Source organism: Flavobacterium sp. NG2, assembly GCF_034119845.1.
Taxonomy (GTDB): domain Bacteria; phylum Bacteroidota; class Bacteroidia; order Flavobacteriales; family Flavobacteriaceae; genus Flavobacterium.
In genome coordinates this window covers 3,790,611-3,804,180 of the sequence record NZ_CP139420.1, presented here as the reverse complement: position 1 = coordinate 3,804,180, position 13,570 = coordinate 3,790,611, and the positions used below count along the sequence as shown (strand labels likewise).

The 13,570-nt window shown below is 33.6% G+C and carries 15 protein-coding genes; 12 read left to right on the top strand and 3 right to left on the bottom strand.

Annotation, left to right across the window (positions count from 1 at the left end; genetic code table 11):
• Nucleotides 1-99: 99 nt before the first annotated feature.
• Nucleotides 100-1,962: an ABC-F family ATP-binding cassette domain-containing protein gene (locus tag SLW70_RS15330; RefSeq protein WP_320889508.1), complete on the bottom strand. Its 1,863-nt coding sequence runs from the start codon at nucleotides 1,960-1,962 to the stop codon at nucleotides 100-102.
• Nucleotides 1,963-2,338: 376 nt separating this feature from the next.
• Here SLW70_RS15330 and SLW70_RS15325 point away from each other — a divergent pair, with 376 nt between their 5' ends.
• Nucleotides 2,339-3,031 (top strand): hypothetical protein, encoded by a 693-nt coding sequence (locus tag SLW70_RS15325; RefSeq protein WP_320889506.1) that lies wholly within the window; start codon nucleotides 2,339-2,341, stop codon nucleotides 3,029-3,031.
• A 95-nt stretch (nucleotides 3,032-3,126) separates the two neighbouring features.
• Here SLW70_RS15325 and SLW70_RS15320 read toward each other — a convergent pair whose 3' ends face one another.
• Nucleotides 3,127-4,080: a T9SS C-terminal target domain-containing protein gene (locus tag SLW70_RS15320; RefSeq protein ID WP_320889505.1), complete on the bottom strand. Its 954-nt coding sequence runs from the start codon at nucleotides 4,078-4,080 to the stop codon at nucleotides 3,127-3,129.
• Nucleotides 4,081-4,291: 211 nt separating this feature from the next.
• Here SLW70_RS15320 and SLW70_RS15315 point away from each other — a divergent pair, with 211 nt between their 5' ends.
• The 11 genes from SLW70_RS15315 (at nucleotide 4,292) to SLW70_RS15265 (ending at nucleotide 12,577) form a co-directional block, all read left to right on the top strand.
• Nucleotides 4,292-5,461 (top strand): glycosyltransferase family 2 protein, encoded by a 1,170-nt coding sequence (locus SLW70_RS15315; RefSeq protein WP_320889504.1) that lies wholly within the window; start codon nucleotides 4,292-4,294, stop codon nucleotides 5,459-5,461.
• A gap of 220 nt (nucleotides 5,462-5,681) precedes the next feature.
• Nucleotides 5,682-6,995, top strand: coding sequence for a dihydrolipoamide acetyltransferase family protein (locus SLW70_RS15310; RefSeq protein WP_320889503.1), 1,314 nt, complete (start codon nucleotides 5,682-5,684; stop codon nucleotides 6,993-6,995).
• Between the two features lie 358 nt (nucleotides 6,996-7,353).
• A complete protein-coding gene (locus SLW70_RS15305) occupies nucleotides 7,354-8,124 on the top strand; it encodes a 3'-5' exonuclease (protein ID WP_320891806.1) in 771 nt (256 codons plus the stop codon).
• A gap of 99 nt (nucleotides 8,125-8,223) precedes the next feature.
• Nucleotides 8,224-8,835 carry a fumarylacetoacetate hydrolase family protein gene (locus SLW70_RS15300; protein ID WP_320889502.1) on the top strand — a complete coding sequence of 204 codons (612 nt, stop codon included), beginning with the start codon at nucleotides 8,224-8,226 and terminating at the stop codon, nucleotides 8,833-8,835.
• The gene (locus tag SLW70_RS15295; RefSeq protein ID WP_320889501.1) at nucleotides 8,835-9,188 is read left to right on the top strand and encodes an Hpt domain-containing protein; all 354 of its coding nucleotides are present in this window, start codon (nucleotides 8,835-8,837) and stop codon (nucleotides 9,186-9,188) included. The genes SLW70_RS15300 and SLW70_RS15295 overlap by 1 nt, the downstream gene beginning before the upstream one ends.
• Nucleotides 9,189-9,286: 98 nt before the next feature.
• Nucleotides 9,287-10,537, top strand: coding sequence for a CinA family nicotinamide mononucleotide deamidase-related protein (locus SLW70_RS15290; RefSeq protein WP_320889500.1), 1,251 nt, complete (start codon nucleotides 9,287-9,289; stop codon nucleotides 10,535-10,537).
• A gap of 75 nt (nucleotides 10,538-10,612) precedes the next feature.
• Complete coding sequence (gene rpmB, locus SLW70_RS15285) at nucleotides 10,613-10,849, top strand: 50S ribosomal protein L28 (protein ID WP_320889499.1); 237 nt, start codon at nucleotides 10,613-10,615, stop codon at nucleotides 10,847-10,849.
• Between the two features lie 30 nt (nucleotides 10,850-10,879).
• A complete protein-coding gene (gene rpmG, locus SLW70_RS15280; protein ID WP_108740707.1) occupies nucleotides 10,880-11,062 on the top strand; it encodes a 50S ribosomal protein L33 in 183 nt (60 codons plus the stop codon).
• A gap of 83 nt (nucleotides 11,063-11,145) precedes the next feature.
• The gene (locus SLW70_RS15275) at nucleotides 11,146-11,298 is read left to right on the top strand and encodes a DUF4295 domain-containing protein (RefSeq protein WP_220764364.1); all 153 of its coding nucleotides are present in this window, start codon (nucleotides 11,146-11,148) and stop codon (nucleotides 11,296-11,298) included.
• Nucleotides 11,299-11,419: 121 nt separating this feature from the next.
• Nucleotides 11,420-12,400 (top strand): signal recognition particle-docking protein FtsY, encoded by a 981-nt coding sequence (gene ftsY, locus SLW70_RS15270; RefSeq protein WP_320889498.1) that lies wholly within the window; start codon nucleotides 11,420-11,422, stop codon nucleotides 12,398-12,400.
• Between the two features lie 6 nt (nucleotides 12,401-12,406).
• The gene (locus SLW70_RS15265) at nucleotides 12,407-12,577 is read left to right on the top strand and encodes a hypothetical protein (RefSeq protein WP_320889497.1); all 171 of its coding nucleotides are present in this window, start codon (nucleotides 12,407-12,409) and stop codon (nucleotides 12,575-12,577) included.
• Nucleotides 12,578-12,873: 296 nt separating this feature from the next.
• Here SLW70_RS15265 and SLW70_RS15260 read toward each other — a convergent pair whose 3' ends face one another.
• Nucleotides 12,874-13,314 (bottom strand): hypothetical protein, encoded by a 441-nt coding sequence (locus tag SLW70_RS15260; RefSeq protein ID WP_320889496.1) that lies wholly within the window; start codon nucleotides 13,312-13,314, stop codon nucleotides 12,874-12,876.
• Nucleotides 13,315-13,570: the final 256 nt, after the last annotated feature.

The following is a 13,570-nucleotide window of genomic DNA, read 5'->3' as shown; positions in this document are numbered from 1 at the left end:
CTGTGTCTTCTTTTTGAATGACACAGCTTTTTTGTTTAACTTTTTGAGAATGGATTTGTTAGTTCTATCTATATGTTGTTCTTAATATGAAATGTATAGCTATTCCTCCATCTTAGCCGAAAGTTCAAACCATCTTTCTTCTTTCGCTTCGATTTTGTTGATGATGTTTTGCAGTTCGTTTCCTTTTTTCTCAATGTCAGCATCCACAACTTTTCCATCAGCAAATAGTTGTTCTATTTTAGCTTTATCAAGTTCAAGGTCTTTGATTTCACGTTCTATTTTCTGAAATTCTTTTTGTTCGTTGAAGCTGAGGTTTCCTGTTGGATTCTTTTGTTTCCATTCTTTCTTCTCGGCTTTGTTTTCTTCCTTTTGAGCCACATCGGCACTGTCTTCGTAGGCTCTAAAATCAGAATAGTTTCCTGGGAAATTCTCGATTTCACCTTGACCTCTAAAAACAAATAGATGATCGACAATTTTATCCATAAAGTAACGGTCGTGCGATACCACCAATAAACAGCCAGGATAGTCTAATAAGAAACTTTCCAATACGTTAAGGGTAACAATATCCAAATCATTGGTAGGCTCATCCAGAATCAAAAAGTTAGGATTCTGAATCAAAACCGTACATAAATACAAACGTTTCAATTCTCCACCACTTAATTTTTCAACATAATCGTATTGTTTTTTATTGTCAAAAAGGAAGCGTTCTAATAATTGAGAAGCCGAAATCAATTTCCCTTTTTTTAATGGGATATATTCTCCGTATTCTTTAATAATATCGATAACACGCTGTCCTGATTTTGGGTTAATACCACTTTGGGTGTAATACCCAATTTTGATGGTTTCACCGACAACCACTCTTCCGCTATCAAGAGGTAAGGTTCCTGTAACCAAGTTCAAGAAAGTTGACTTTCCTGTTCCGTTTTTACCAATGATTCCGATACGTTCTCCGGGTTGGAAATCAAAACTAAAATTATCTAAAATCACATGGTCTTTAAACTTTTTAGAGATTTTGTGCAATTCGATAATTTTATTCCCCATACGCTCCATGTTGATTTCAAGTTCCACCTTGTTCTCCTTACGGCGACTTTGGGCTTTTTCCTTAATCACATAAAAATCGTCTTGGCGCGATTTTGATTTGGTTGTTCTCGCTTTAGGTTGGCGACGCATCCATTCCAATTCCTTTACAAAAAGGTTTTGTGCTTTGTCCACACTCGCATTTTCTGAGGCGATGCGTTCTTCTTTTTTCTCTAAATAATAAGAGTAATTACCTTTGTATTGGTATATTTTTCCATTGTCTAATTCAATGATTTCGTTACACACACGTTCTAGGAAAAAGCGGTCGTGTGTTACCATAAACAACGTGATATTTTCTTTAGCAAAATAACTTTCCAACCATTCGATCATCTCCAAGTCCAAGTGATTCGTAGGCTCATCTAAAATCAATAAATCAGGACGGTTAATCAAGGTAATCGCCAGTGATAAACGCTTTTTTTGCCCCCCCGAAAGGTTTTTAACTTTCAGTTTGAAATCTTCTAGTTTCAGTTTGAACAAAATTTGCTTGTACTGCGTCTCAAAATCCCAAGCATTGTGCTGATCCATTCCGTCAAACGCTTTTTGGTATGCCTCTTCGTCTTCAGGATTTTCTAATGCTTTTTCATAAGCCTCAATGATTTTCAAAGTTTCATTGTCCGATGCAAAAATACTTTCCTCAATCGTCAATTCCTCTTGCAAATTATTGTCCTGTGACAAAAACGCCATGCGGATGCTCTTGCGTAATACAACTTGCCCCGTATCAGGCTCGTCAAAACCGTTGATGATGTTCATAATGGTCGTTTTTCCCGAACCATTTTTGGCGATAAAAGCAATTTTTTGGTCTTTATTGATTCCAAAAGAGATGTTGTCAAACAGTGTACGTTCGCCATAAGACTTTGATATATTTTCGACTGAAAGGTAATTCACAAGTGTAATTTTTTTGCAAAAGTAAACTATTCAGTTGTAAATGAAAGGGTCTTACGGAAAGAATAGAGGAATAAGGAAGGAGTTAAAAGGCGAAAGGGAAAAGTTTAACAATTCAAGGGTTAATTTAAAACTTACAATAAGGGAAATATTCATTTGTTTGTGCCTCATATTTAGTAGTGTTTTATATTTTAAAAACTTTTACTTAGCCCAAATAATGGTTTTTTTGATGTCAGAAAAATCTATTTTATTTTAATGATTAAATAGGAATTTGTTTATATTTGTGACTGGCTAAGTATGTTGTTTTAGAAATTAAAATAGATATTGAATAGTGTAGTTTGTCATTTATAAATTATTGAATTAAACAAAAATGATTACAATGAAATTTAAAATTATAGGAGTAGTAGTCTTAGCAATCTTTGCTAATAGTTGTGCTGTGAAAAGTGATAAACTTCAAGCAATGGTTTCGAGTAGAATAAATGAGACTTCTGAACAGAATTCATTTGTAAAAAATATTACAGTTAATTTTAATAAAGATATTTCTATTGTTACTCAATGCAGTCAAGATAAGAGTTCTTTTGTGCCAGCATTTTTTTATTGGGGATGGAATTCTGAAGTAATTTGTGAGTTTAGTAAAGAAACACTGGAAAATGAATTTCAACGAGATATAGTTAATCAAATTGAACAAAATGATTTTAAAAAATATTTCGAAGACAAAAAAATAATTCTAAATATTGATGAGCTTCCTACGAAGTTTAAGTTTCAAGATAAAGGGGATGTTGTTTATTTAGTTGTGGCTTATATGATGAGTCAAAAAAGAAATTTTATACCTGAAGTTAAGGAGTTTAAGGGGGCTTATGAGGTTTTAGATATGAATGATAAAATTGTGTTTGGTGGTAGTTTTTCGCAAAAACATGCGTTGAAAGCTCAAGCTAATAATTATAAATCGACAAAAAAATTAAGTTGGCAATATATTGAAAGCTATAATAACGAACTCAATCGATTAGTTGCTGTTGTATTTAATGATATTAAAATAAAAGTAGATTCAATTAAAGTTACTTCAATTCAGTAATTTCGTTTGTAAAAAAGTTGTTTATTTTAGTGACATCACCTTACATCCACTTTCCTTAAATAGTATTAATCTGTGCTAATCTGTGCAATCTGTGTTTAGTTTTTTAAATACGAACTCAAATCAATTTGATGCAATTGCTGACGAACATTAAATAATGGTTTTCGAACCGCTTTTTCATTAGTAATATAAAAATTCAAACCGTCGGTTGAGGTAATTCCTTCCACTTGATGAAAAGGGAGTTTGAGTTTAATTTTACGTTTGTTTCCAGAGAAAAAATGATTTCCTTCAAAATCATCAAGTAGATAAATAAAGGGTTTGAGATGTTTGTTGTACCCTGTAAGAGCAATTAATTTTTTCTCGTCTACATAAGTGGCACCTGTAATCAATCCTTTAACTTTATAGGTTTCTTTTTCTTTGGCTACAAAAGTACCTGGTGTTTTTGGTAGCGAATAAACTGTTGTTCTTCTGTCTTTAAAATGTTTGGTAAAAAGAAAAATACTGTCTTGTAAAACGATAAAAGCTTCACAATCAAAGTTGGTTTTGTTCGGTTTTTGAATGCTAAAGTTGCTTTGATTGGCATACGAAAAAGCAATGGTGTCAATAGTTGGTTTTGCGGAGAATAATTCACTTTTGTGTAAGCGTAAAATGCGTAAGTCTTTTCGGTTGCCTTGGTAGTTATTGCCAAAATCACCAAGGTAAATAAAAGTACTGTCTTGTGAAATTTCCTCCCATTCTTTGTTTTTTAAACCGTTAATATTAATTTTTTTCTTGATAACGCCATTAAAATCTATGCCGTAGACTGTCGCATCAGTATCATCATTAGTAGTCCATAAAAGTCCGCCGTAATGAATCAGACTCGAAGTTTCGACAATAGAATCGCTGAGGTTAACTGAGAAAAGGGGTTTAATTTTGACTCTTTTGTAACAACAACTTCCGTCGTTAAAAGTCGCTTTTGGATTGTAGTTTTTAGCCAAAGGGTCGGTACAACCTGAAATTTGGCTGTGGGATTGGGTGATGAAAAGAAGGAAAAGGAAAAATAGGTTTTTCAAGTTTAGTTTTTTTTTTCGATTTAAATACAAAGCTGATTTATTTAGCCACGAATTCACGAATTAAAGTGAGAAAATTTTGACAGAAAGTCATCACTTATAGAATATTGAATTTAAAATTCGTGAATTCGTGGCTTCTATAAACTATATTCTTGTTATGTAAAAGTAATTCAATATTATTTTCAAAAGCAATTTATCTATCTATATTTGTGACATGCAACTATCGGTAATCATTCTTAATTATAACGTTCGGTATTTTTTAGAGCTTTGCGTTTCTAGTGTTCAAGAAGCTTTGAATGGTATTGATGCGGAGATTCTTGTCGTTGATAATAATTCTACCGATGATAGTTGTAAGATGATGAAAACCCGTTTCCCGAACGTGAAACTAATCGAAAACAAAGAGAATTCGGGTTTTCCTAAAGGCAATAACATTGGCGTAGCTGAGGCTAAAGGGAAATACATTTGCATCCTCAATCCTGATACTGTTGTAGCTGAAGATACTTTTGTCAAAGTATTGGCTTTCGCCGAAAGGCAGAAAAATCTAGGCATTGTAGGGGTAAAACTCATTGATGGATCTGGGAATTTTTTGCCCGAAAGTAAGAGAGGCATTCCAACACCTTGGGTAGCTTTCACTAAAATTACCGCCTTGTATAAACTGTTCCCTAAAACAGTTTTATTTGATAGTTATTACGCAGGGCATTTGAGTGAAAATCAAACGGGGAAAGTCGAAATCCTCGTTGGTGCTTTTATGGTGATGGAACGTCAATTGTACTTAGATGTCGGCGGTTTTGATGAGGATTGCTTTATGTATTCGGATGATATTGATTTGTCGTATATGGCGTTGCAAAAAGGTAAAACCAATTATTATTTTCATGATACAACCGTGATTCATTATAAAGGAGAGAGCACGATTAAGGACGGAACCTATATGAAACGTTTTCAAGAGGCGATGAATTTCTTTTATAAGAAGCATTTCAAAGTATCTTTTTTGTTTTCGGTTTTTATGAAAATTGGAATTGTATTTTTTTCTTTGGTGAAAATGGTTCAAGGGAAAAGCTTGGTTCAAAAAGAGAAAGAACACTTTGTGTTGTATTCTAAAAACAAGTCTTTGGTTCAAAAGATTGAAACTGCATTGCGAAAAAAAGTAGTTTTTCACGATTTGAATACGGAGAAAATGGTGTTTTCTTCATTAACTACTGAATCTCCTGTGGAAATTTTATTAGACGCCAATTCAATTCCGTTTAAAGACAGCATTGCTTTTATGGAACGCATAAAGAATAAGCGGTTTACATTTAAAATTCTATCTAAAAATAATGGTTTTTTAATCGGAAGTGATAATTCAAACGAAAGAGGGACTATTATTGAAATTTCATACACGAATTAACAGGAAAACGAGGCGCTATAAATTCCTCGAATCTGCCTAAGGCAGAGAGAAATTAGTGTAATTAATTTTTATTCGCTTTAGATTTGTGATGATTCGTGAAATTCGTGTGAAACTTTTAATGCGTTTATCTTGATAAAAAACAATTAATGAAACTTATGTTTTAAAAATTCACTAATTTCGCAAACAGAAAATAAAGTCACCTTTTTTAGGTTAATACTATATGGCAAGATTTGAATTGAAACTTCCAAGAATGGGAGAAAGCATCGCGGAAGCAACTATTACCAATTGGTTAAAAGCAGTTGGTGATACAGTTGAAGCAGATGAGACTGTAGTTGAAGTGGCAACAGATAAAGTAGATAGTGAAGTGCCATCTGAGGTATCTGGTGTCTTGGTGGAACAGCTTTTTGGGAAGGATGATTTGGTTCAAGTAGGTCAAACATTTGCTATAATTGAAACTGATGAGGTAGTTGATACTGTTGAAGTCGAAGCTGTTAATTCAGAAATTATTGCAGAGGTATCCAAAGCAGTTGATGCAGCTAAGGAGTTTGTGTCTACTCCAGAGGATTTTTCTAAATCGGATAAATTCTTTTCACCTTTGGTAAAAAATATTGCCGCTACAGAAGGGGTGACTCTTGAGGAATTAGAAAGGATAACAGGTACAGGGAAAGACAACCGAGTAACCAAAGATGATATTTTGGCTTATGTAGAAAATCGTAAATCAAATAAAATAAATACAATAGAAGCGACAGTAATGCCAAAGGCCGAAGTTGTTTCGACTCCAAAAGTAACACCATCCCCAGCAAAAATGCCAATTTCTGTCAACGGTGGGGACGAAGTGGTAGAAATGGATAGAATGCGCAAGTTGATTGCGGGTTATATGGTTAATTCTATACAAACATCGGTGCATGTACAGTCTTTTATAGAAGTAGATGTAACGAATATTGTAAAATGGCGTGACCAAAATAAAAACGAATTCGAGAAAAGAGAAGGGGAGAAGTTGACATACACACCAATCTTTATGGAAGCCGTGGCTAAAGCCTTAAAAGATTATCCAGCAATGAATGTTTCGGTTGATGGCGATTATGTAATTAAAAAGAAAAACATCAACTTAGGGATGGCGGCAGCTCTGCCAAACGGAAATTTGATTGTTCCAGTTATTAAAAACGCTGACCAGTTGAACTTGGTTGGAATGGCTAAAGCTGTAAATGACCTAGGTAGTCGTGCTAAAGCAGGAAAATTAAAACCAGATGATACCCAAGGCGGAACTTATACAGTAACGAATGTAGGATCCTTTGGAAGTGTTTTTGGAACACCCATTATCAATCAGCCTGAAGTGGGTATTTTAGCACTTGGAGCTATCCGCAAAGTGCCGGCAGTTATTGAAACCCCTGAAGGTGATTTTATAGGCATTCGCCAAAAAATGTTCTTAACGCACAGCTATGATCATCGTATTGTAGACGGTGCATTAGGTGGTATGTTTGTGAAACGTGTAGCAGAATATTTAGAAGCTTTTGATGTGAATCGAAATTTTTAATACAGTTCAAATTGAAATACTAAACCCCGATAAATTCATTTTTATTGGGGTTATTTTTTTTAGTTTAACCACAAATTACACTAATTAGCACAAATTATTTGAATTTATATTTTCAATTACACAAATTAATACAACCTAGATAGTATTGGTCACTCTAAACAATTTGTACTAAAACCAAAATGATGTCATGAAATAATTTTCATTTATATGAATTTGTGAGATAATGAGGGCTGCAAAATTGGTGCTAATTAGTGTAATTTGTGGTAAAAAAAGATTCCTAGTATAGCCAAAATAGTTTCTCTTTTCGATTAAAAACAATCTTAAAAAATTATATTTGTACTTAATACAAAAAACTAAAATGGAATTAAAACTCAATAAACCAATTTGCTTTTTCGACCTTGAAACAACAGGAATTGATATAGGAAAAGATAGAATTGTTGAAATCTCAATATTTAAAGTATATCCAAACGGAAATAAGGAAAGCAAAACTTGGTTGGTAAATCCAACTATTCCAATTCCTCCTCAAACCACCGCTGTACATGGAATTACAGATGAAAAAGTGGCAAACGAACCTACTTTTAAGGAGTTAGCGCCACAGGTGTACAATATGATAAAAGACAGTGATTTGGGTGGTTTTAATTCAGATCGTTTTGATATTCCGTTATTAGCAGAAGAGTTGCTTCGTGCCGGAGTAGATTTTGATATGAAAAATCGCGTTTCGGTAGATATTCAAAATATTTTTCATAAGAAAGAAGAGCGTACTTTGAGTGCTGCTTATAAGTTTTACTGTGGTTTAAGTCTAGAAAACGCCCATTCTGCAGAGGCTGATACTATGGCGACCTATGAGATTTTGAAGGCTCAACTTGATCGTTATCCTGATTTGGAAAATGATGTAAAAGCCTTGTCTGAATTTTCTACCCGTAAGAAGATTGCTGATTTTGCAGGAATGATTTCTTACAATAAGGATGATGAGGAGATTTTTACCTTTGGAAAACACAAAGGAAAAAAGGTTGATGATGTTTTAGAGTCAGAACCAGGTTATTTTAGTTGGATTCAAAATGCTGATTTTCCTTTATATACTAAAAAGGTGCTGACAGCGATTAAATTAAGGAAGTTAAATACGAAATAAGTGTTCAGTGTACAGATTTTTAGTATTCAGTTTTTCTACATCTCGACAAACTGACCGCTAAATATAGACTGACCACTAACTAAACTGATCACTAGAGATATGAAAATAATCTGTATTGGTAGAAATTATACCAAACATATAGAAGAGCTGCAAAACGATCGCCCAGAGGAACCAGTTGTTTTTATGAAGCCAGATTCGGCGGTATTGTTAAAACAGCATCCGTTTGTAATTCCAGAATTTTCTGAGGATATTCATCACGAAATTGAGTTGATTGTAAAAATTAATAAGGTAGGGAAGTATATCGAACCTAAGTTTGCTCATAAGTATTATGACGAAATTAGTGTGGGTATTGATTTTACCGCCAGAGATTTACAGCAAAAGCTAAAAGATAAAGGCTTACCTTGGGAAAAGGCCAAAGCATTTGATGGCTCGGCAGTGATTGGAGATTTTTTGCCAAAAAGTCAATTTAATTCAGTAGAAAATCTTACATTTGAATTGACGAACAATTCTAAGACAGTTCAGGAAGGAAATACGTCGCTTATGCTGTGGAAAGTGGATGAGTTAATATCTTATATTTCTCAGTTTTTCACATTGAAAATTGGTGATATTATTTTTACAGGAACCCCAGAAGGTGTAGCAGTAGTTAAACCTAATGATGTTTTAGAAGGATTTTTAGAGGGACATAAACTATTTAGAATACAAGTGAAATAATGGCTTTACACTACAACCTTTCCAAAGTATATACACTTTCGGATAATGATGCTGACTTTGTAAATGATATCTTGACATTGTTTGTGACAGAAGTCCCAGAAGATTTAGCGCAAATCAAAGAAGGAATCAAAAAGAAAGATCATAAACATGCTTACGCGTATGCTCATAAAATCAAACCAACATTAGACTTATTAGGCTTGAATGTTGCTTTTGAGGAAATTCTTCAGATTGAAGCTTGGACAAAAGCGGAGGGAAAAAAGAAAGATATTGTTGATACTTTTAAAAGTGTTAAAAAACAGATAGAAGACGCTGTAAAAGAAATTAATAAAGATTTTGACTTACCTATCGGTTAGTTCTAAGAGATTAAATAATTAAAAGAAATTCAACATTTAACATGCGTTTAGATGTTGAATTTTTCTTTATACAATACATTCAAAATAATTAATTAAGCATGAAAGCAAGTATAGTTACTATTGGAGATGAAATTTTAATCGGTCAGATTGTAGATACAAATTCTGCATTTATTTCGAAAGCACTTGACAGAATTGGAGTAGAGACCTATGAGATGATTTCTATAAGTGATGATAAACAGCATATATTAGATACTTTTAATAAGCTTCAAAATAAAGTGGATTTGGTTATCGTTACGGGAGGTTTAGGGCCTACTAAAGATGATGTTACCAAAAAGACATTTTGTGATTATTTTGATGATGAGTTGGTGGTCGATGAGGTTGTATTGGCGCATGTTACAGAATTGATAGAAGGTTTTTACAAGCGAACTATAACACAAATAAACAAAGACCAAGCTTTAGTTCCTTCACGTTGTACAGTATTGCATAATCAAGTGGGGACTGCTCCAGGAATGTGGGTTAAAAAAGAAAATACGGTCTTTGTGTCTTTACCAGGTGTTCCTTATGAGATGAAATATTTGGTAGAGAATGAAATAATACCCAAAATAGTAAAAGAGTATAAGCGACCTTATATTTTGCATAAAACGATACTTACCTATGGTCAAGGGGAGAGCATGGTAGCAGAGCGTCTTGAGGAATGGGAAAATGGATTGCCAGATTTTGTAAAGTTAGCTTATTTACCTAGTCCAGGACGAGTGCGTTTGCGTTTGACAGCAAGGGGAACGGATAAAGAAAAGTTAGAAAAAGAAATTGAAAATCAAGTCGTTTTATTGAGTGCTGTTATCAATGATATTATCGTTGGTTTTGAAGAAGATGAAACGATTGAAGTGGTGATTGGGAATTTATTAAAAAAACAAAAAGCAACTATTGCTACAGCTGAAAGTTGTTCAGGAGGAGCTATAGCATCGCTTTTAACAGCAGTTCCTGGGGCTTCAAGTTATTTTAAAGGAAGTGTGGTGTCTTATGCTACACAAGCAAAGATTGATGTTTTGAATATACCAGCCGAACTAATTGAAGAATTTTCAGTGGTAAGTGCTCCCGTAGCAAAAGCAATGGCTCTGAGTGTCAAAAAGTTGATGAAATCAGATTATGCAATAGCGACAACTGGAAACGCGGGTCCAACAAAAGGCGACGGAAATAGCGAAATTGGAACTGTTTTTATTGCTTTGGCAACGCCAAATGAAGTATTGGTAGAAGAGTTTAATTTTGGTCAACCCCGTGAAAAAGTGATAGATAGAGCGGTGTATAAAAGTTTGGAATTGTTGCAAAAAGAAATTTTAAAATTAGTGTAGTTATTTTTTGTTTCAATCGTTTATTTTTCTTTTCTTTGCACCCTGATTTTGAATAACGATTAAAAGAGATATATAATGTCAAGAGTTTGTGACCTTACAGGTAAAAGAGCGATGGTAGGAAATAACGTTTCTCACGCTATGAATAAAACTAAGAGAAAATTTTCTGTAAACTTAGTTAAGAAGCGTTTTTATCTTCCAGAAGAAGATAGATGGATTACTCTTAGAGTAGCAGCATCTACGATAAAAACAATTAACAAAAATGGAATTGCTGCAGTTTTGAAAAAAGCACAGTCAAACGGATTTATTAAATAATCTTTTTCCAACATCAAAATATAAAGCACAATGGCAAAAAAAGGTAATAGAATTCAGGTAATTTTAGAATGTACTGAGCACAAAACAACTGGTGTTGCAGGAACTTCAAGATATATAACTACAAAGAACAAAAAAAACACTCCAGATAGATTAGAGATTAAAAAATTTAATCCAGTTTTGAAGCGTGTAACTGTTCACAAAGAAATTAAGTAATTAATAAATATTTTTATTTAATAAATTTTCAATTATTTAGATTGGAAATTTATTCTAAATAAAAATTTAAATAACATTGAATCATGGCAAAGAAAACAGTAGCATCGTTACAAACATCTTCTAAGAGATTATCAAAAGCCATCAAAATGGTGAAATCTCCAAAAACGGGTGCATATACATTCGTAGAAACTATCTTAGCTCCAGAAGCTGTTGATGAGTTCTTGAAAAAGAAGTAATTAAAAGACATTATATAAAAAAGCTACTTTCTATCGGAAGTAGCTTTTTTATTTTCTATCTTTAACTAATTAGAAGTTCTAGTAAGCAGTTGATTTACAATTCATTTTTATTATTTGTACTATGAGTTTTTTCAAAAAATTATTTTCATCCGAAAAAAAAGAACCTATTCTTAACGAACAGGAGAAGGAAATATTAGATAAAGGTCTTGAAAAGTCAAAGACATCTTTCTTTTCTAAGCTTGGGAAAGCCATTGCTGGAAAGTCAAAGGTGGATGACGATGTTTTGGATAATCTGGAAGAAATCTTGGTTTCTTCAGATGTAGGTGTCGATACCACTTTGAAAATCATTACTCGTATTGAAAAACGTGTTGCCGAAGATAAATTTCTAGGTACCGATGAATTAAACCGCATACTTCAAGAAGAAATTGCAGCTTTGTTGTCGGAAACCAATTCTGGTGAAGCAACCGAGTTTGTGATTCCTGTTCAAACCAAACCTTATGTTTTAATGGTGGTAGGGGTCAATGGAGTAGGTAAAACCACCACTATTGGTAAACTAGCCTATCAGTTTAAAAAAGCAGGACATAATGTGGTGCTAGGTGCTGCCGATACTTTTAGAGCAGCCGCTATCGACCAATTACAAATATGGGCAGATAGAGTAGGTGTGCCAATTGTGCGTCAAGAGATGGGGAGTGACCCTGCTTCAGTCGCTTTTGATACCTTACAATCAGCCGTGGCTCAAAATGCCGATGTGGTTATCATAGATACTGCAGGGCGTTTGCACAATAAAGTCAATTTAATGAACGAATTGTCCAAAGTAAAACGTGTCATGCAAAAAGTCGTAGGCGATGCGCCTCACGATGTATTATTAGTTCTCGATGGTTCAACTGGTCAAAATGCTTTTGAGCAAGCTAAGCAATTTACCGCTGCTACTGAGGTGACTTCTCTTGCGGTAACTAAACTTGACGGTACTGCCAAAGGTGGTGTTGTAATTGGTATCTCAGACCAATTTCAGATTCCTGTAAAATACATTGGTGTAGGCGAAGGAATTGAAGATTTACAAGTTTTTAATAAATACGAATTCGTAGATAGTTTCTTTAAATAAACAACCATGAATTTTTACCATAAATTAACTCCACTCAATCTCTATCTTTTAAGTATTTTGAGTTTTGTGGCTGCAAACCTAATTCGTAACAACAGTATCGAAGGTTATTATGTGTTTTTAGTCTTTGGTGTAATCTGTTTTGTTTTAGGCTTAACTAAACGTGTCAAAAGCAAATAAGATAATTTAGTTTTTTAGGAGCTTAATGTTTCGTGTTTAAGAACGATTCCTCCTGCTGTCCGTTATAATCTTGTGGTGGCAAAATGCCAGCCACCACAAGGATTTCCACTTCCATCAGGGCTAAAAATTTCGAATCATTTTCATAATGGCGCGCTATATAAGAAGTGTAATGAATTATCCCTAGGTGGCCAATTTTTATGAATTCGTCTACTAAGGAAATAAATCACAAAAAAAATACAGTGTAAAGTCAGCTGACCTCACACTGTAATTTGAATTAGTATATTTTAGCGAAGTTATTATTGTTTTTTCCTTTTAAAAATGATTCGGGAGATGTAGATACCTTGTCCGTCGTTGCTCCCAGCATCACTTTCAACTGCGCTTACCAATTGCATTAGTTCCCAGCCTTCAGTGGCCAAAGAATTTATTTTTGAACTAATAAGAGCATCATTAGCAGCAATATTTTCAAATCGAATTCCGCCTAGATTGTAAAAATTTAATAGTTTGGTTTCCTCAAAGTTTTCGACCCTAATATCGGAACGGTCGCTTTTATTACGGCCTTCACTATGTGCCGACGTAAAATCTTTAAAATTTCGTTTGTCTTGAACGTCAATCATTCTAGAACGACCAAGCCCACTAGGTACAATAGATTCAACGCAAGTAACTAGTTTGTACTCATATTCTTGTGCAGAAACTAAGAAAGAGTGGAAAGCAAAAGCAAGTAAAATAATTTTTTTCATAATTGTTATTTTTTATTCGGAATAAAAATAAAAAATAATAATAAAACTTGCTTTGTTAATTGGGAGAGATTAAACCCAAAATCCGCATTAGGATTTTATTAAATTTTTTCACGCAGATTTTCGCAGATTTTATGTTATAATAACTAATAAAAAAATCTGTATAATTCCGTTTCATCTGTATTGTCCGTGTTCCAATGTGTAATCTAGGTTAAATCTAATGTTTGATAATGGGAATTAAGTAAAATAGTTTTAGAAT